Raw genomic sequence first — 18,184 nt, 5'->3', positions numbered from 1 at the left:
CGCGACACGTCGGCGACATACAGTCTCGCTACGTTCAGCGGCACTGAATGCGGTGTTGAGCCGCGAATGTCCTACCTCCAAAAGGGGAACAGCATGATCCGACGCACCACGGCCGCCAAGGGCTTGGCCCTTGCGGCAGTTCTCAGCCTGGGCCTCACGGCGTGCGCCTCGTCCGACGACGGAAGCGGCGACAGCACCGAGGGCGGTGGCGGCTCGTCCGAGCCGCTGAAGATCGGCACGATCCTGCCGGTCACCGGCACGCTCGCCTTCCTCGGCCCGCCCGAGATCGCCGGCGTCGGCCTGGCGATCGACGACATCAACGCCGCCGGCGGAGTCCTCGGCAACGACGTGACCGTCGAGTGGGGCGACTCCGGCGACAGCACCGACCTCTCGGTGGCGAGCAGCACGGCGACGGACCTCATCGGCAAGGGCGTTTCCGTGGCGATCGGCGCGGCGTCGTCGGCCGTGTCCCTCGGTGTCGTCGACCAGTTCGCCGAGGCCAGCGTCATGCAGATCTCGCCCGCGAACACGGCGGCGGACCTGTCGGGGTACGGAGAGTTCTTCGCCCGCACCGCACCGCCGGACACCGTCCAGGGGCCGGCGCACGCCGACCTCATCATGGGCGACGGGCACTGCAAGGTGGGCTTCCTCGTGCAGAACGAGGCCTACGGCAACGGCCTGCGCGACTACATCCAGGAGGCCCTCGAGGCCGGCGGCTGCGAGGCGGTCTACGGCGGCAACGGCGAGGGTCACGAGTTCGCACCGGGCGAGACCAACTTCGGCGCCCAGGTGACCGACCTGCTCGCGCAGAAGCCCGACGCGATCTCGATCGTCGCGTTCGAGGAGACCACCGCGATCGTCAACGAGCTCGTGTCGCAGGGCTGGGACTTCAACGGCACCACGTACTTCGTCGACGGGAACCTCTCCAACTACGGCGAGGACTTCGACCCGGGCACCCTCGAGGGGGTGCAGGGCACGCTGCCCGGCGCGCAGGCGGACGAGGCCTTCCGTGACCAGCTCACGACCTGGTACTCCGAGAACGAGAGCGGCGAGCTCGAGGACTTCTCCTACTCCGCCGAGTCGTACGACGCCACGGTCCTCGCCGCGCTGGCCGCGGTGAAGGGCGAGGCGACGGACGGCGCGACCATCTCGCAGAACATCCGCGCCGTCTCCGGCGCAGAGGGTGGCACCGAGGTGAAGACCTTCGAGGAGGGCGTCAAGGCGCTCGAGGCGGGCGACGAGATCCACTACGTCGGCAAGTCCGGCATCGGGCCGCTCAACGAGTCGAACGACCCGACGTCCGCCTTCATCGGCATCTACAAGTACGGCGCCGACAACACCTACACCTTCGAGCGTCAGATCGAGGGCAAGATCGAGGAGTGACCCTCCCGGTCGGTCGCGACCCGTCGTGACCAGCCCGCCCGAAGCGGACGGCGGCCCGTGTGCTCACCCGAGCACACGGGCCGCCGTCGTCGTGCCGAGGTGGTCCGGACCGCGCCGAGGTAGTTCGCAGCGCCGCGAGGTAGTTCAAAGCGCCGCGAGGTAGTTCAGGTGCCGGCGAAGTAGTCCGGACCTCGCCGAGGTAGTTCGAGGACGGCGCCGCGAATTCCTGAGCCTCGGAGCCTGCCCCCAGTCGGGCTCCTCCACAGATGCCGGATCCGCAGGGTGTATCGGCACGATCAGCGCGAGACGGTCGTCCCATGAGAGAAGCTGCACATCTCCCCGCGATCCGGCGCATCGCCAGGATCCTCGACACGATGAACACGCCCGGCTCGCCGTTGCGTGGGATGCGGTCGGCCGACGCCGCGCACCCGCCTCTCGTGCCGGACGCGCTCGAGCTCGCCCTCGGCGGCGGCGACGTCGCCATCCGGCCCCTCTCACGAGGACGCGATCCTCGGGTTGGTGCGCGAGGTGGCCGAAGGCACAGGGGCGCCGCTGTGGTTCAGTCACGAGACCGCCGCGGTGCTGCATGGTGCATGGACGTACCGAACCCCGCAGCTCGTGCACGTGATGCGCGAGTGGAACCCCCACGTGGACGAGGAGAACGAGCCGCTGGTGCGACGTCATCACACGCCGATGCCGCAGCAGGATCGGGCGGACGTCCGCGGTGTACCCGTGACGTCCCTCGCGCGAACTCTCGTCGATGCATCCGCACGCTTCCGCGTGACGGCGCGCTCGTCGCGTGCGACTCGCTGTTCCGGCTCGGCGCGGACCCGGAGGAGGTCTCGCGTCTGGTGTCCGCGTCTCGCGGCAAGAGGGGTGTCGTGCAGGCGCGGGAGATCCTTGACCTGTCCGACCCGCGCTCGGCCTCGCCGGGGGAGACAGTGACCAGGCTCGCAGCCGCGGACGTGGGCCTCCCACGGGCAGAGTGCCAGCTCGAGGTGGCGACCGTGCGCGGCACCTACTACGTCGACCTCGGCTGGGAAGGCGTCCGACTCGCGGTGGAGTTCGACGGCGCGGTCAAGTACGACGATGATCCCGAGGCGGTGCGTCAGACCGAGTCCGCTCGACAGGAGGCGCTCGAGGCTGCCGGATGGACCGTCGTCGCGCGTACCTTGCCGCGCGACGTCGTGCTCTGCTCGGCCTGACGGCGTGAGCCGCGACCGACTCACCCCACGACGACGGCGACCGCTCTGGTGAGCGGCCGCCGTCGTTCTGCGCCCCTGCCCTCTCCCGCCGAACTACCTCGCCGGGAGTTCAACTACCTCGCGGGGGCTCGGACTACCTCGGCGGAAAGGTGCTACTTCGTGTCCTCCGCGAGGGAGCCGAGGTACAGCGAGATGACCTTCGGGTCGGACTGCAGCTCGCGTCCGGTGCCGGTGTACGCGTCCTTGCCCTGGTCGAGCACGTAGCCGCGGTCGCAGATCTGCAGGCAGCGGCGGGCGTTCTGCTCCACCATGACGACGGACACGCCGGCCTTGTTGATCATGCGGGTCCGCAGGAACGTCTCGTCCTGCCGGACGGGGGACAGGCCGGCGGACGGCTCGTCCAGGAGCAGCACGGACGGGTTCATCATGAGCGCGCGGGCCATGGCGACCATCTGCCGCTCGCCGCCGGACATGGCGCCCGCCCGCTGGTTGCGTCGCTCGTGCAGCACGGGGAACAGGTCGCCGATGAAGGACCAGCGCTCGTCGAACACCTTGGGCCGCAGGTACACGCCCATGCGCATGTTCTCCTCGACCGACAGCGACGGGAAGACGTTGTTGGTCTGCGGCACGAAGCCGACGCCCCGCGCCACGAGGGAGTTGGCCTTCATGCCGGTGATGTCTTCGCCGCCGAGGGTGACCGTGCCGGAATGGATCTTCACCAGACCGAACAGGGCCTTGAGCAGCGTGGACTTGCCGGCGCCGTTGGGGCCGATGATGCCGACCAGCTCCCCCTTGCCCACCTCGATGGAGCAGCCGTCGAGGATGTGCACGCCGGGGATGTACCCGGCGACGATATGGTCGGCCCGCAGCAGGACCTCCTTGCCCTCGGGGACGCCGCCGGGGTGTGTCGGGGTCGTCAGGGTCGAGGTGTCGCTCATCGCTTCTCCTCCTCGGCCTCGAGGCGGGCCAGGATCTCGGGATCGAGCAGGGAGTCGTCGCCCAGGTCGGTGTCGTGGTGGGCGCCGAGGTAGGCGTCGACCACGGCCTGGTCCTGCATGACCGAGGCCGGCGGCCCTTCGGCCACGATCCGGCCCTCCGCCATCACCACCACCCAGTCGGAGATGTGGCGCACGGCGTGCATGTCGTGCTCGACGAACAGCACGGTCATGCCCTCGTCGCGCAGCGCCTGCACGTGCCCCAGCAGGGACTGCACGAGGGCCGGGTTCACGCCCGCCATCGGCTCGTCGAGCATGATCATCGTCGGGTCGGTCATGAGGGCGCGCGCCATCTCGAGCAGCTTGCGCTGCCCGCCCGACAGCGACCCGGCGAAGTCGTCGGCCTTGGCGTCGAGCTTGAAGCGGGCGAGGAGCTCCATCGCCTTCTCGGTGGCGGCCCGCTCCTGCGCCCGCCACGTGAAGGGCAGCCACGACAGCCAGAACCGCTCGCCCGGGTTGTTCCGGGCGGCGAGCAGCATGTTCTGCAGCACGGTCAGGCGCGACAGCGCCTTGGTGAGCTGGAACGTGCGGACCATGCCCGCCTGGGCGACGCGCGCGCCGCTCTTGCCGGCGAGCGAGTTCCCCTCGAAGCTCCAGCGCCCGCTCTGCGGGGTGTCGAAGCCGGTGAGCAGGTTGAAGAACGTCGTCTTCCCTGCGCCGTTGGGGCCGATGAGCGCGGTGATGGCGCCGCGCTGCACCTCGAGGTGGGTCACGTCGACCGCCGTCATGCCGCCGAAGCGGCGCACGACGTCGTCGGCCACGAGGATGGCGTCGGGCTTGGGTGCCCCGACGACGGGCTCGACCTGCGCAAGGTCGTCGCGGGCCTCCGTCGCGACGGCGGAGGTGGGGGCGACGGCGGCCGCCGCGGCGGCGTCGACGACGGACTCGGGCTGCGGGCCTGCGTCGGCGGGCTGCCCGGCGGAGGTCCCTTCGGACATGTCAGCGGACATTGAAGGCCAGCTCCTTCTTGTTCCCGAGGATGCCCTGCGGCCTGAAGATCACCAGGAGCATGAGGGTGATCCCTACCAGCATGCCGCCGATCTGCTCCACGTTGGTGGTGCTGATGATCTCCCCGACCCCGGTGTTCTCGGACAGGGCGCGCATCCCGGTGCGCATGAACATGTAGGCGCCGAAGAAGATCATCGCGCCGAGCACCGGACCGAAGACGGTCGCGGCCCCGCCGAGCAGCAGCACGGTCCAGACGAAGAACGTCATGGTGCGGCCCATCGCGTCGGGGGCGATGGTGATCGGCAGCACGTAGAGGACGCCGCCGAGGGCGCCGAGCATGCCGCCCAGCGCCAGCGACTGCAGCTTGTACGAGTACACGTTCTTGCCGAGCGCCCGCACGGCGTCCTCGTCCTCGCGGATGCCCTTGAGGACGCGGCCCCACGGGCTGCGGGTGATGAGGAAGACGAACAACAGGGCCAGGGCGACGACGCCCCACGCGAAGAGACGCGTCCACCAGGAGTCGGACCCGGTGTTGATGTACTCGAGCGGCCCGATGGCGGTGCGGCCGTCGGGCAGGGGCGACAGGTCCTGGAAGGTGCCCTTGTAGTTGCGGCCCTGGAGGCCGGAGGCGCCGCCGGTCCACTCCTGCAGCCACGTCGACCGGCCGATCCACCGGATGATCTCGGCGGCGGAGATGGTGACGATCGCCAGGTAGTCGCCGCGCAGCTGTAGCGTCGGGATCCCGAGGACCAGCGCGAACAGCAGCCCCGCGACCAGGGCGACGAGCACCGCGAGGAAGAACGGTGCGCCGGCGATGGTCGCGATGCCGAAGCCGTACGCGCCGAGCAGCATGAAGCCGGCCTGGCCCATGTTGAGCAGGCCCGTGTACCCGAAGTGCAGGTTGAGGCCGATCGCCGCGATGGCGTACGCCGCCGTCGTCGGGGCGATGAGCTCGGCGAGCGACTGGGTGAGGATTCTGAGGAACTCGTCCATGGTCGGTCTCCCTTCAGCCGATCCGCTCGCGGCGGCCCAGGATGCCCTGCGGCCTGATCAGGAGCACGAGGATGAGGATCACGAGCGCCGACGCGTACCGCAGGTCGCTCTGGATCACGAGGTTGGACAGCTCGACGACGAGGCCGATGAGGATCGACCCGACGAGGGCGCCGAAGGCGGTGCCGAGCCCGCCGAGGGTCACGGCCGCGAACATGAGCAGCAGCAGCTGCACGCCGAGCTGCCAGTTGAACGACCCGAACGAGATGCCCCACATGAGGCCCGCCAGCGCGGCGAACGCGGTGGCGAGGATCCACACGACGCGGACCACCTTGTCGGGGTCGATGCCGGTGGCCGAGGCCAGCGCCGGGTTGTCGGACACGGCGCGGGTGGCCCGTCCCAGCCGGGTGCGGGTGAGGAAGAGCGCGAAGCCGATCAGGCACACCAGCGCGACCGCCATCGAGATCCACGACGTGGTGCTGAGAGTGATCCCGAGCAGCGTCAGCGGCCGCGGGTTGGCCGACAGGATGCGCTCCGACCCGCCGCCGATGAGCAGCTGGATCACGTACTGCAGCGTGATCGACAACCCGATCGAGACGATCATCAGCTGCATCACGGGGGTGCCTCGGCGACGCAGCGGCCGCCAGATGGCGGCGTCCTGCGCGACGCCTGTGAGGGCGCACACCGCGATGGTCAGCAGGCCGCCGACCCAGATCGACATGCCCATCTGGTTGATGGCGATGAAGCCGAGGGCGGCGCCGAGGGCGAACTGCTCGCCGTGGGCGAAGTTCGACATCCCGGTGGTGCCGAAGACGAGGTTGAGCCCGATGGACGCGAGGGCGAGCAGCAGGCCGAAGCGGATGCCGGAGCCGAACTGCTGCCACACCTGGCCCCAGGAGAACGCCCGCTCGGAGGCGTCGCCCTCCGGCGCCGTCCCCACGGCGTCGCCCTCGGTGGTGGTGCCGGCCCCGCTGTCGGTGGCGTCGTCGCCCGGGGCGGTGGTCGTGGCCTCGCCGGTGGGGCTCTCGGTGGCCGCGGCCTCGCCGCCGACGCGGAACGCGGCGCGTCCCGTGCCGCCGGTCTGGGCGGGCACCTGGAGCTCCGTGGGCGCACCCGGCGGCAGCTGCTCGTCCGCGGGCAGCGACGCCGGGTCGAGAGTGAGGGTGTAGCGACCGACCTCGGTCACCGCGACCGACACGGGAGCGTCCGCCGTGGTGGTGACGGTCTCCTCGAAGCCGCCGGGCCCGGTGATGGTCACCTCGGCGTCGGCGATGCGGTCGCCCGCGTCGTTCATGACGACGACGGCGACGCACGCCGTGGAGTCGTCGGGCTTGCAGTCTGTCGCGACGTCCGTCGCGACCCGACCGGCGGTGCCGGTGGCAGTGCTGAGAGCGGTGCTGGTGCTGGTGCTGGTGACGGCGCTGTGGGTGTGCGCCGCCGTCGTGTCCGCCCCCGGGGTCGCCTGCGCTGGTGGCGAGGCGAGCACCGCGGGTGCGAGGGCGATCGCGAGCGCTGCCACCGTGCGGCGCAGCGCGATCCCCCTGTTCGGTCGGTCCGTCGTCATCGGCCGGGTCCTCCGTAGGTCGGTGTCGTTCCCCGGGCGAGCCCGGGTCCACCCGCTCGCCCCGTCGATGCAGGGACACTAAAGGCCCCATGTATCCGCGGAGTTTCGCGAGCGTGCCGCGAGTGTAGCGAGCCCGGTGTGACGCAGATGACAGATCTAGGTCACAGTCGTGCATCGCGCGGGCGGAATTCTGCCCCCGCCCGCGCGGACCTAGGCTGGCCGGGTGCCCGACGACCTGACCGCTCCCGCAGAACCCGCCGCCGTCCCCGACCAGGCCCTCGACCAGGCCGCGCCTGAGCAGGCACCTGAGCAGGCACCTGAGCAGGCCCCCGAGCTCGCTCCCGTCGCGGAGCGCCGCCCGACCGTCCGCTCGCACCACGGCGACGACGTCGTCGACGACTACGAGTGGCTGCGCGACAAGGACTCGCCCGAGGTGCTGGCACACCTGACGGCGGAGAACGCGTGGACGCAGGCGCAGCTGGCGCACCTGGCGCCGCTGCGGCAGGCCGTCTTCGACGAGATCAAGGGGCGCACGCTCGAGTCCGACCTGTCGGTGCCGGTGCGGATGGGCAGCTCCTGGTACTACACCCGCACCGAGGAGGGGCGGCAGTACCCGCTGCACGCCCGGGTGCCCGCCGCGGGGGAGTGGACGCCGCCGCGGATCGAGGCGGGCACGGTGCCGGCCGGCGAGCAGGTGCTGCTCGACCAGAACGTCGCGGCCGACGGCCACGACTTCTTCTCGCTCGGCTCGTTCGACGTGTCCGAGGACGGCGCGCGGCTCGCGTACGCGGTCGACACCACGGGCGACGAGCGGTTCACGCTGCGCGTGCGCGACATCGCGTCGGGCGAGGACCTGCCCGACGTCGTCGAGGACACCTTCCCTGGCGCCGTCCTGACCCCCGACGGCCGGTACGTCCTCTACCCGACGGTCGACGACGCCTGGCGCCCGTACCGGATCTGGCGGCACGAGATCGGCACGCCGGCCTCGGACGACGTGCTGGTGCTGGAGGAGCCCGACGAGCGGTTCTGGGTGGGTGTGGGTCTCACGCGCTCGCGCCGCTACCTGGTGATCGAGGCCGGGTCCAAGACGACCAGCGAGGTGCGCCTCCTGGAGGCCGACGACCCGACGGGCGACTTCCGCGTCGTCTGGGAGCGCCGCGACGACGTCGAGTACACGGTGGAGCACGCCGTGCTGGGCGGCGAGGACGGCGCCGACCGCGACACGCTGCTCGTGCTGCACAACGACGGCGCGGAGAACTTCACGCTCGTCGCCACGGACGTCCCCGCGCGGGCCGCGGACGGCGCCGCGCCGCTCGACGCCGTCCCGCTCGACCCGGCCGCGGCACGGGTCGTCGTGCCGCACGACGCGGACGTGCGCCTCGAGGGCGTGGACGCGTTCGCCCACCACGTGGTGCTGAGCCTGCGGCGCGAGGCGCTGCCGCGCATCGCCGTCGTCGACCTGGCGCGCACGAGCGCGGACCAGCCGTGGACGGCGCGGGAGATCGACGTCGACGAGCCGCTGTTCTCCGTGGCCCTCGACGCGAACCCCACGTGGGAGCAGCCGCTGCTGCGGGTGCAGCACACGTCGTTCGTCACGCCGGCCACGGTGGTGGACGTCGACCTCGCCACCGGTGAGCGGCACGTGCGCAAGCAGCAGCCCGTGCTCGGCGGGTACGACGCGGCCGACTACGTGCAGCACCGGGAGTGGGCGACGGCCGAGGACGGCACGCGGGTGCCGATCAGCCTGGTCTGGCGGCGCGACGCGGTGACCCTCGACGGGTCGGGCACGCGCGCCGAGCCCGCCCCGCTGCTGCTGTACTCGTACGGCGCGTACGAGACGAGCATCGACCCCTACTTCTCCGTGCCGCGCCTGAGCCTGCTGGACCGCGGCGTCGTGTTCGCCGTCGCGCACGTCCGCGGCGGGGGCGAGCTGGGCCGCCGCTGGTACGACGACGGCAAGCTCGCGGCCAAGGAGCACACCTTCACCGACCTCGTCGCGTGCGGGCGCCACCTCGTGGCGACGGGCTGGACGGCGCCCGAGCGGATGGTGGCCGACGGCGCCAGCGCGGGCGGGCTCACCGTGGGCGCGGCGCTGAACCTCGCCCCCGATCTGTTCGTGGGCGTGCTCGCCGGCGTGCCGTTCGTCGACGCGCTCACCTCGATGCTCGACCCGACGCTGCCGCTCACCGTCGTCGAGTGGGACGAGTGGGGCGACCCCCTGCACGACGCCGCGGCGTACGCCCGCATGAAGGCGTACACGCCGTACGAGAACGTGCCCGACGACGCGTCGTCGTACCCGCGCGTCCTGGCGACCACCTCGCTGCACGACACCCGCGTGCTCTATGTGGAGCCCGCCAAGTGGGTCGCGCGCCTGCGGGCCGCCGGGGCGCCGGCGCTGCTGAAGATCGAGATGTCCGCAGGTCACGGCGGTGTCTCCGGACGGTACGCCCGCTGGGAGGAGATCGCGTTCGAGCATGCGTGGACCCTCGACGTGCTCGGGGCCGCGCGCGGGTGAGATCCTGCGTGGCCGATCCCACATCGCGTCGTTGGAACGGCGTGCTCGCCCCGGACGTCGTAACGTCGCGGGGCCGGGGTCGTGCGCCCCGCCTCATTCGTCGCTGAGCCGGCACCGTGCGGCACGCACGACCGGCCGTCTGGAGCTCGTGTGTCAGGAAACGCCACCACCAGGTTCACAGGGGTCTCGCTGCTGTCCGTGACCAGCAGGCTCCCGGCCGGGGTGCGCACCTCCGCCGCGGTGCAGCAGCGGCTCGCCCCGGCGCTGCGCCGCCTGCGGCTGCCGACCACGCTGCTGGAGCGCGTCGCCGGCGTGCGCGAGCGGCGCGCCTGGACCGCCGACGAGGACGTGGACGACGCGACGGTCGCCGCCGGGCGCGAGGCGCTCCGGGTCGCGGGCGTCGAGGCCGCCGACGTCGGTCTGCTCATCAACACCTCCGTGACGCGCCGGCACCTCGAGCCGTCCGTCGCGGTGCGGCTGCACCACGGGCTCGGGCTGCCGTCGTCGGCCGTGAACTTCGACGTCGCCAACGCCTGCCTGGGCTTCATCAACGGCATGAGCCTGGCGGCGACGATGATCGAGTCCGGCCAGGTCCGGTATGCCGTCGTCGTCGACGGGGAGGACGCCGACGTCATCCACGACCGCACCATCGACCGACTGCTGCGCGAGGACCGCCGCCGCGACGACTTCATGCAGGAGTTCGCGTCCCTCACGCTCGGCTCCGGCTCCGCCGCCGCGGTGCTGGGCCGGACGGACGAGCACCCCGAGGGCCACCGCGTGCTCGGCGGCGTCACGCGCGCCGCGACGAAGTTCCACGACCTGTGCGTCGGCAGCACCGAAGGCATGTTCACCGACGCGAAGGCGCTGCTCGACGGCGGGCTCGAGCTCGTCGTCGACGCCTGGAAGGACGCCGTCGCCGACTGGGACTGGGCCCGGATGGACCGGTATGTCACCCACCAGGTGTCGCGCGTGCACACCCAGGCCATCGTCGAGGCCGTCGGGCTGGACCGGTCCAAGGTGCCCACCACCTACGAGCGGCTGGGGAACGTGGGCCCGGCGTCCGTGCCGATCACGCTGGTGGAGCAGCAGGACTCGCTCGACCCGGGCGACCGGGTGCTGCTCATGGGCGTCGGCTCGGGCATCAACACCGCGATGCTGGAGCTCGCCTGGTGACGGGACCGACCGCCCCCGCGAGCACCGCGACCTCCCCGAGCACGACCGTCCCCCGCCCCGCCGACACCGTGCCCCCGGGCCTGCCCGGCCTCGACCCGCGGTACAGCCACGTGCTCACCGACGCGCGCGGCGCGTCGTGGCACTACCTCGACAACGGCCCCGAGCTCGCCGCCCGCCTCGGGCCCGACGCCGAGCCCGTGGGCACCGCGCTCGCGGTGCACGGCAACCCCACCTGGTCGTACCTGTGGCGGAAGCTCGTCACCGACGCGGTCGACTCGGCCCGGCGCGGCGGGCCGGCGTGGCGCGTCGTCGCCGTCGACCAGCTCGAGATGGGCCTCTCGCAGCGGACCGGCGAGCACCGCCCGCTCGCTCGCCGGGTCGCCGACCTGGGCGCGTTCACCGACGCGCTGGGGCTGACCGGGCCGGTCGTGACGCTCGGCCACGACTGGGGCGGCGTCGTCTCCCTCGGCTGGGCCGTCGACCACCCCGACCTCCTCGCGGGCGTCGCGCTGCTGAACACCGCCGTGCACCAGCCCGACGACGCGCCCCTCCCGGCGCCGCTGCGCCTCGCCCTCGCCGGCCCCGTGCACCGCCTGGGCACGCGCACCACCCGCGCCTTCCTCGAGACCACCCTCGCGCTGGCCCGCCCGCGCCTGCCCCACGACGTCGCGCAGGCGTACCGGCTGCCGTACCTCACCGCCGGCGAGCGCGACGGCATCGAGGGCTTCGTCGCCGACATCCCCGTGGACGGCGCCCATCGCAGCTCGCCAGAGCTGGACCGCATCGCCACCGGGGTCGCCGGGCTGAAGGTCCCCGCCGTGCTGCTGTGGGGCCCGCACGACCCGATCTTCTCCGACCGGTATCTCGACGACCTCACCCGCCGGCTGCCGCACGCGCACGTGCACCGATTCGCGGACGCTGGCCACCTGATCGCCGAGGACGCCGACTGGACTCCTGCTGTTCTCGGGTGGCTCGGGTCTGGGTCGCTGTCGGCGGAGGGGTCGGGAAGCTCGGGCACGGATGCGTTCACGGGCCCCAGGGGGCCCTCCGCTTCGGGTCTGACATCCGTGCCCGAGCTTCCCGACCCCACCGCCTCGTGGACCTCCTCGCCGTCCGCGCGACTCAGGGACTCGGAGGTCGCCTCGTCGCTCGTGCCTGTCGAGACCACGGACCCGGTACTGGCCGGATCGGTCGGCGGCGGGGGGCCGTTCGTGCCGTTGTGGGCCCGGCTGGACGGGCGGGCCGACGACGACGCGCCGGCCGTGCTGGACATGACGACCGACGGCGCGGACGGGCGGCCCTTCACCGTGAGCTGGCGGGCGCTGGACCGGCAGGTGCGGCGCATCGCGGCAGGGCTGTACGGGATCGGGGTGCGGCGGGGTGACCGGGTGTCGCTGCTGGTGGAGCCGGGGCCCACGCTGACCGCGCTCGTGTACGCGTGCCTGCGGATCGGCGCGGTCGTCGTGGTGGCCGACGCCGGGCTGGGCGTGCGGGGCCTGACGCGGGCGCAGCGGGGGGCGTGGCCGCGGTTCGTGGTGGCGCAGCGCAAGGGCCTCGCCGCCGCGCGGGCGCTCGGCTGGCCCGGGGTGCGCATCTCGGCCGAGCCGCTCGCCCCGGCGGTGCTCCGGGCACTCGGAGTGACGCACGAGCTCGTCGACGTCGCGCGCGCCGGCGAGGGACGGCCGCTGCCGCCGGAGCCCGGCCCGCACGACGAGGCCGCCGTGCTGTTCACGTCGGGCTCGACGGGGCCGGCCAAGGGCGTCGTCTACCGGCACGCCGAGCTGTCCGCGCTCCGCGACGCGCTCGCGGCGCACTTCGACGTCGGCCCGGACACCGGCCTGGTCACGGGCTTCGCGCCGTTCGCGCTGCTCGGCCCGGCCCTCGGCACGCGGTCGGTGACGCCGCGCATGGACGTGTCGTCCCCGCGGACCCTCACCGCCCGGGCGGTCGCCGACGCCGTGCGGGCGTCCGACGCGCGGATCGTGTTCCTCTCGCCCGCGGCGATCCTCAACGTCGTCGCGACGGCGGACGCGCTGGACGGCGGGGACCGCGCCGCCCTCGCGCGGGTGCGCACCTTCCTCTCGACCGGCGCGCCGATCTCCGCCGAGCTGCTCGGCTCGGCCGCCGAGCTGATGCCCGCCGCGACCCCGCACACGCCGTACGGGATGACGGAGTGCCTGCTCGTCACCGACATCACGCTCGACGGCATCCGCGACGCCGCCACGGCGCCCGACGACGGCGTCTGCGTGGGCCGGCCCGTCGGCGGGGGCGAGGTGCTGGTCAGCGCCCTCGACGACGACGGCGCCGCGACCGGGGCGCCGTCCGCCGCGCCCGGCGTCCTCGGCGAGGTGCTGGTGCGCGCCGGGCACCTCAAGGAGCGCTACGACCGGCTGTGGCTCACCGACCTGGCCGCCGAGCGCGACACCCCGATGGGCCGCTGGCACCGCACCGGCGACGTCGGGCACCTGGACGACCAGGGCCGCCTGTGGATCGAGGGCCGCCTCGCGCACGTGCTCCGCACGGCCGACGGGCCGCTGGCGCCGGTGGGGCCGGAGCAGCACGTGGAGCGGGTGCCGCAGGTGCGCCGGGCCGCGGTGGTCGGCGTCGGTCCCGCGGGGGTGCAGCAGGCCGTCGCCGTCGTCGAGACCGTCGGCGATGCCGCCGGCCGAGCGCGCCGCCCCGGACTCGCGCCCGACGACCTCGCGACCGCGGTGCGCGCCGCGTCGCCGGTGCGGCTGGCGGCCGTGCTGGTGGCGGGGCGCATGCCGACCGACGTGCGCCACAACTCCAAGATCGACCGCGCGCGCCTGGCGACATGGGCGGACCGGGTCCTCGCGGGCGGCCGGATGGGCGCGCCGTGACGGTCCTCGTGACCGGCGCGTCCGGGCTGCTCGGTGGCGCGGTGGCGCGCGCCCTGGTGGCCCGCGGGGCCGACGTGCGCACCCTGCAGCGCCGCCCCTCCAGCGTCGACGGCGCGACGGACGTGTTCGGCTCCGTCACCGACCCGGACGTCGTCGCGCGCGCCGTGCGCGGGGTCGACGGCGTGGTGCACCTCGCCGCGAAGGTCTCGTTGGCGGGGTCGCCGGCTCAGTTCCACCAGGTGAACGTGGACGGCACACGGGTCCTGCTGGACGCGGGCGAGCGAGCGGGCGTGCGCCGCTTCGTCCAGGTGTCGTCCCCGTCCGTCGCGCACCTGGGCACCTCGCTCGTCGGCGTCCCGGCCACCCCCGCCGACCCGGGACGCGCCCGTGGCGACTACGCGCGGACCAAGGCCGCCGCGGAGCTGCTGGCGCTGGGGCGCGACGGCGGCGGGGCCGACGGCGCCGGTCGAGCCGGCGGGCCGCGCGTGGTGGCCGTCCGGCCGCACATCGTCTGGGGGCCGGGCGACACGCAGCTCGTGGAGCGCGTCGTCGACCGCGCCGCCCGGGGGCGGCTGCCGCTGCTGGGCCACGGGGCCGCGCTCATCGACACCCTGTACGTGGACAACGCGGCCGACGGCATCCTCGCGGCCCTCGACCGGCTGGACGACGCCCCCGACGTCGTCGGCGGCCGCGCGTACGTGCTGACCAACGGCGAGCCGCGCACCGTGGCCGACCTCCTGTCCGGCATGTGTCGCGCGGCGGGGGTGCGCGCGCCGGCGTGGCGGGTGCCCGCGGGTCTGGCGCGGTCGGCCGGCGGCCTCGTCGAGACCCTGTGGCGGGTGCGCCCCGGCGCCGACGAGCCGCCGATGACGCGCTTCCTCGCCGAGCAGCTGTCCACCGCGCACTGGTTCGACCAGCGCGCCACCCGCCGCGACCTCGGCTGGCTCCCGGCCGTCAGCGTGGACGAGGGGATGGCCCGCCTCGCGGCGCACTACGCGACACGCCGCCGCTAGATGAACAGCAGGTGAACAGTCCCGGAACAGTTCACCGAACGACCCCCTGACGGTCGATCAGGCCCTTCTCGCCCCCCACGATGGATCCCGTGACCGAGACGCTTCTGCTCGCGCTCGTCGTCGTGACGGCCCTCGCGTTCGACTTCACGAACGGGTTCCACGACACGGGCAACGCGATGGCCACCTCCATCGCCACCCGAGCCCTCAAGCCCCGGACCGCCGTCGCGCTGTCCGCCGTCCTCAACCTCGTCGGCGCCTTCCTCTCCCTCGCCGTCGCCGCCACGATCGCCAAGGGCATCGTCGACGCCGGGGTGATCACCCTGCCCGTCGTGCTCGCCGGCCTGGTCGGCGGGATCGTCTGGAACCTCATCACCTGGCTGTTCGGCATCCCGTCCAGCTCCTCGCACGCCCTCGTGGGCGGCATGGTGGGCGCCGTGCTCGCCGCCGTCGGCACGTCGGGCGTGCTGTGGGACGGCGTGATCGCCAAGGTGCTGGTGCCCGCCCTCATCGCCCCCGTGGTCGCCATCGCGGTGGCCGGCCTGGGCACGTGGCTCGTGGCCCGCCTGACCCGCGGCGTGCCGCAGGACGTGACGAACCGCGGCTTCCGCTGGGGCCAGATCGGCTCCGCGTCGCTCGTCTCCCTGGCTCACGGCACCAACGACGCCCAGAAGTCGATGGGCATCATCCTGCTCGCGCTCATCGCGGGCGGTGCCGTGCCGGCCGACTCCGGCGTCCCGTTCTGGGTCATCCTCAGCTGCGCCCTCGCGATGGCGGTCGGCACCTACCTGGGCGGCTGGCGCGTCATCCGCACCCTCGGCAAGGGGCTCGTCGAGATCGACACCCGCCAGGGCATGGCCGCCGAGACGTCGTCCGCCGCCGTCATCCTGCTGTCCAGCCACTTCGGCTTCTCGCTCTCGACGACGCACGTCGCGACCGGCTCCGTGCTCGGCTCGGGCGTCGGCATGCCGGGCGCCAAGGTGCGCTGGAGCGTCGCGGGCCGCATGTTCGTGGCCTGGATGGTCACGCTCCCCGCGGCCGGCCTGGTCGGCGCGCTGTGCCACTGGCTGGAGTCGTCCATCGGCGGCACCGCCGGCACCATCGCCGTGTTCGTGCTGCTGATCGTCGTCTCCGCGGCGATCTGGATCGCGTCCCGCCGCAAGCCCGTCGACCACACCAACGTCAACGAGGCGTGGGACGAGGAGAAGGGCGCGTCCCTCGAGCCCGTCGCCGCCACGACCGGCGAGGCCGGCGGCGAGCGCGTCGGGCCCGTGCCCGCCGTCGCCACCGCCTCTTCCGTCGCGCCGGCCGTCGGCGCCGTGGGCACCGTCAGCGCCCCGTCGAACCCGAAGGTGGGAGCATGAACGTCATCGAGTGGGGCGCCCTCGGCCAGGTCCTCGTGGCCGGGCTGATCGTGGGCGCCGGCATCCCCGCGCTCTTCGCGCTCGGCCTGCGTCTGCTGGCCGGCACGACGTCGGCCGACGCGCCGACCACGCAGTCGACGCCGGCGAGAGGCGACGCGAACGACGCGTCGTCCCGCGTGGTCGCCATCCCGCGCCCGTCGCCCGCCCGCCTCGCGGGTGCCATCGCCTGCATGGGCGTCGTGGTCGGGGCCATCGCCTTCGGGCTGGTCTTCCTGGTCTCCGGCGGCCACTGAAGGCGACTGACGGCGTCGGCGGGCCAACCGGTCAGCTGAAGCGGGCGGAGATCGCACTACCTCGCGGTGCTTCGGACTACCTCGCGGGGGACTGAACTACTTCGCGAGGGCGGCCTTGGCCGCCAGCACCCGGCGAGCGGAGGTGTCGACCTTCGTCGCGAACGCGGGGTCCTTGCGGGCCTCGGCCACCAGCGCGTCGGCCATCGCGGGCGCGACGGACGGGTCGGCGGACGCGAGCACCAGGTCCACCCCGGCGTCGACGGCGTCCACCGCACGCTCGCCCGGGGGCCAGCCCTGCACCTGGGCGGCCGCCGACAGGTCGTCCGTCATCACGACGCCGTCGAACCCGAGGTCGTCGCGGAGCAGGCCGTCCACGACGACGGGGGAGAACGCCGCGGGGGCGTCCGGGTCGATGCGCTCGTAGACCGCGGTGGACATCATCACGAACCCGGCGCCCGCCTCGATCCCGCGGGCGAAGACGCGCACGGACGGGTCGTCGCGGGTGGTGACGTCGTCGGTCACCTCCGCGTCGGTGTCGGTGTTCGCGGTGACGCGCCCGAGGCCCGGGAAGTGCTTGATGACCGGCTCGACGCCGGCCGCGCGCTGCCCGGCGCTGAACGCGTTCGCGGAGCGCACCACCGACCGTGGCGTGAAGCCGTAGCTCCGGTCGAAGTACCCGATGGGCGGGTTGTCCTTCGCGTCGGCCTCGTCGACCAGGTCCATCACGGGCGCGAGGTTGAGGTTGACGCCCGCGGCGGCGAGTTCGTCGCCCCAACCCCGCGCCCTCTTCTCCAGCGTGCCGGGCTGCCACGTGGCCTGCTCGGTCGCCGCCGGGATGTCGGAGAACCCGGGCCCTCGCAGCACCTGGACCAGCCCGCCCTCCTGGTCCGTGGCGACGAGCAGCGGCGTGCCGTGCGTCGAGCGGCGGGACACGAGGGCGGTGTACCCGTCGACCAGGTCGCGGGTCGCGTCCACCCCGGCGGTGCTGCGGCCGTGCAGGAACACGTTGCCCACGTGCTTGTCGCGGACCGCCTCGGCGCTCACCCCGGCGGGGTCGCTCACCGACACCCCGACCATGAGCAGCTGGCCCACCTTCTGCTCCAGGCTCCAGCCCGCGAGCACGTCGTCAGGGCTCTCGGCGCTGCCGGTGGGCTCCGGGGTCGCGGTCGCCGACGCGGTGGGGGTCGTCGACGGGCCCGGGGACGACGGGCCCGGGGACGGCGAGGACGACGGCGAGCCCTGCGCGGTCGACGACGGGCCGGGCGACGGCTCGCTGCCCGCGCCGGAGCAGGCGGCGAGCAGTGCGGCGGCGGCGAGCCCGGCGGCGGCGGCCGTCGTCCGCCGCCCGAGCCCGACGCCCCGTGGTGTCGACGGTCCCGACCGCCGGGGGGAGGTCACGCGCGACGGGCAGGGGCACCGTCGCGGTGGGCGAGGGTCGCGAGCGCGTCCTGCCAGTGCGCCTGCGAGTTCGTCGCGTGCTGGGCCGTGTCGATGTTCTCCTGCCTCACGGACACGACCGTACCTGTTTCGTCCGGTTCGAGCGTGATGCGAATCTCGTGGTAGTTCTCCGGCACGTCCGCGAGCTCGGCCAGCGGCGAGAAGTGGGTGAAGTGCAGCAGGTGGGGGCGCTCGACGCCGATGACGACACCCTTGTCGGCGAACTGGCGGCCGAAGAAGTGCCCCTCGAACGTGATCGGGCTGCCCGGCCGGAAGTCCGTCTCGATGTTCGCGCCCAGCATCCATCGTGCCCCGGGATGCATGAGCTCGGCCCACACCCGCTCCGGCGGCTGGGTCACGTGGATCGACGCCTCGGCGACGTGCGGGTAGCGGTGCGCAGTCGCGCTGGTGGGGCTGGTCATGGTGGGGGGTTCCTTCCGCCGGCT

The 18,184-nt window shown here is 73.3% G+C and carries 14 protein-coding genes; 8 read left to right on the top strand and 6 right to left on the bottom strand.

The window, feature by feature from the left end; all coding sequences use genetic code 11:
• The first annotated feature begins 93 nt into the window (after positions 1-93).
• Positions 94-1,383 carry an ABC transporter substrate-binding protein gene (locus B5Y66_RS21035; RefSeq protein WP_079576567.1) on the top strand — a complete coding sequence of 430 codons (1,290 nt, stop codon included), beginning with the start codon at positions 94-96 and terminating at the stop codon, positions 1,381-1,383.
• A gap of 1,007 nt (positions 1,384-2,390) precedes the next feature.
• On the top strand, positions 2,391-2,588 hold the full coding sequence (locus tag B5Y66_RS22380) for a DUF559 domain-containing protein (protein WP_139821024.1): 198 nt from the start codon (positions 2,391-2,393) through the stop codon (positions 2,586-2,588).
• Positions 2,589-2,740: 152 nt separating this feature from the next.
• Here the strand turns inward: B5Y66_RS22380 and B5Y66_RS21025 are convergent, their stop codons facing one another.
• Genes B5Y66_RS21025 through B5Y66_RS21010 form a run of 4 tightly spaced genes read right to left on the bottom strand, consistent with a single transcriptional unit; the run spans position 2,741 to position 7,085 of the window.
• Positions 2,741-3,526, bottom strand: a complete 786-nt coding sequence (locus B5Y66_RS21025; protein ID WP_139821023.1) for an ABC transporter ATP-binding protein — start codon at positions 3,524-3,526, stop codon at positions 2,741-2,743.
• Positions 3,523-4,521 (bottom strand): ABC transporter ATP-binding protein, encoded by a 999-nt coding sequence (locus tag B5Y66_RS21020; protein ID WP_079576565.1) that lies wholly within the window; start codon positions 4,519-4,521, stop codon positions 3,523-3,525. Before B5Y66_RS21020 ends, B5Y66_RS21025 begins: the two co-directional genes overlap by 4 nt.
• A gap of 1 nt (position 4,522) precedes the next feature.
• Positions 4,523-5,524, bottom strand: coding sequence for a branched-chain amino acid ABC transporter permease (locus tag B5Y66_RS21015; RefSeq protein WP_079576564.1), 1,002 nt, complete (start codon positions 5,522-5,524; stop codon positions 4,523-4,525).
• Between the two features lie 13 nt (positions 5,525-5,537).
• Complete coding sequence (locus B5Y66_RS21010) at positions 5,538-7,085, bottom strand: branched-chain amino acid ABC transporter permease (protein ID WP_079576563.1); 1,548 nt, start codon at positions 7,083-7,085, stop codon at positions 5,538-5,540.
• Between the two features lie 223 nt (positions 7,086-7,308).
• Between B5Y66_RS21010 and B5Y66_RS21005 the strand changes: the two genes are divergently transcribed.
• The 6 genes from B5Y66_RS21005 (at position 7,309) to B5Y66_RS20980 (ending at position 16,301) form a co-directional block, all read left to right on the top strand.
• On the top strand, positions 7,309-9,600 hold the full coding sequence (locus tag B5Y66_RS21005) for a S9 family peptidase (RefSeq protein WP_245807271.1): 2,292 nt from the start codon (positions 7,309-7,311) through the stop codon (positions 9,598-9,600).
• Between the two features lie 150 nt (positions 9,601-9,750).
• A complete protein-coding gene (locus tag B5Y66_RS21000; RefSeq protein ID WP_079576562.1) occupies positions 9,751-10,773 on the top strand; it encodes a 3-oxoacyl-ACP synthase III in 1,023 nt (340 codons plus the stop codon).
• Entirely contained in the window at positions 10,770-13,634 is a 2,865-nt protein-coding gene (locus B5Y66_RS20995) for an alpha/beta fold hydrolase (RefSeq protein WP_079576561.1), read from the top strand. The genes B5Y66_RS21000 and B5Y66_RS20995 overlap by 4 nt, the downstream gene beginning before the upstream one ends.
• Positions 13,631-14,647 carry an NAD-dependent epimerase/dehydratase family protein gene (locus B5Y66_RS20990; RefSeq protein ID WP_079576684.1) on the top strand — a complete coding sequence of 339 codons (1,017 nt, stop codon included), beginning with the start codon at positions 13,631-13,633 and terminating at the stop codon, positions 14,645-14,647. Before B5Y66_RS20995 ends, B5Y66_RS20990 begins: the two co-directional genes overlap by 4 nt.
• 80 nt (positions 14,648-14,727) lie before the next feature.
• Complete coding sequence (locus B5Y66_RS20985) at positions 14,728-16,008, top strand: inorganic phosphate transporter (protein ID WP_079576560.1); 1,281 nt, start codon at positions 14,728-14,730, stop codon at positions 16,006-16,008.
• Complete coding sequence (locus B5Y66_RS20980) at positions 16,005-16,301, top strand: hypothetical protein (RefSeq protein ID WP_079576559.1); 297 nt, start codon at positions 16,005-16,007, stop codon at positions 16,299-16,301. The genes B5Y66_RS20985 and B5Y66_RS20980 overlap by 4 nt, the downstream gene beginning before the upstream one ends.
• Before the next feature lie 96 nt (positions 16,302-16,397).
• Here the strand turns inward: B5Y66_RS20980 and B5Y66_RS20975 are convergent, their stop codons facing one another.
• Complete coding sequence (locus B5Y66_RS20975; RefSeq protein ID WP_245807269.1) at positions 16,398-17,699, bottom strand: glycoside hydrolase family 3 N-terminal domain-containing protein; 1,302 nt, start codon at positions 17,697-17,699, stop codon at positions 16,398-16,400.
• Positions 17,696-18,160 carry an SRPBCC family protein gene (locus B5Y66_RS20970; RefSeq protein ID WP_079576558.1) on the bottom strand — a complete coding sequence of 155 codons (465 nt, stop codon included), beginning with the start codon at positions 18,158-18,160 and terminating at the stop codon, positions 17,696-17,698. Before B5Y66_RS20970 ends, B5Y66_RS20975 begins: the two co-directional genes overlap by 4 nt.
• Between the last annotated feature and the right edge of the window lie 24 nt (positions 18,161-18,184).

It is taken from the genome of Krasilnikoviella flava (genome assembly GCF_900167525.1).
GTDB classification, from domain to species: Bacteria; Actinomycetota; Actinomycetes; order Actinomycetales; family Cellulomonadaceae; genus Isoptericola; species Isoptericola flavus.
Note: the sequence above shows the minus strand (reverse complement) of the source record. Positions and strands in the feature narration are given on the sequence as shown.

What these genes read in the sequence shown, in the direction of transcription:
- B5Y66_RS21025 (WP_139821023.1), bottom strand. Translation starts at nt 3,526, where the DNA reads ATGAGCGACACCTCGACCCTGACGACCCCGACACACCCCGGCGGCGTC.
- B5Y66_RS20970 (WP_079576558.1), bottom strand. Translation starts at nt 18,160, where the DNA reads ATGACCAGCCCCACCAGCGCGACTGCGCACCGCTACCCGCACGTCGCC.
- B5Y66_RS21010 (WP_079576563.1), bottom strand. Translation starts at nt 7,085, where the DNA reads ATGACGACGGACCGACCGAACAGGGGGATCGCGCTGCGCCGCACGGTG.
- B5Y66_RS21035 (WP_079576567.1), top strand. Translation starts at nt 94, where the DNA reads ATGATCCGACGCACCACGGCCGCCAAGGGCTTGGCCCTTGCGGCAGTT.
- B5Y66_RS21015 (WP_079576564.1), bottom strand. Translation starts at nt 5,524, where the DNA reads ATGGACGAGTTCCTCAGAATCCTCACCCAGTCGCTCGCCGAGCTCATC.
- B5Y66_RS20985 (WP_079576560.1), top strand. Translation starts at nt 14,728, where the DNA reads ATGGATCCCGTGACCGAGACGCTTCTGCTCGCGCTCGTCGTCGTGACG.
- B5Y66_RS21020 (WP_079576565.1), bottom strand. Translation starts at nt 4,521, where the DNA reads ATGTCCGAAGGGACCTCCGCCGGGCAGCCCGCCGACGCAGGCCCGCAG.
- B5Y66_RS20980 (WP_079576559.1), top strand. Translation starts at nt 16,005, where the DNA reads ATGAACGTCATCGAGTGGGGCGCCCTCGGCCAGGTCCTCGTGGCCGGG.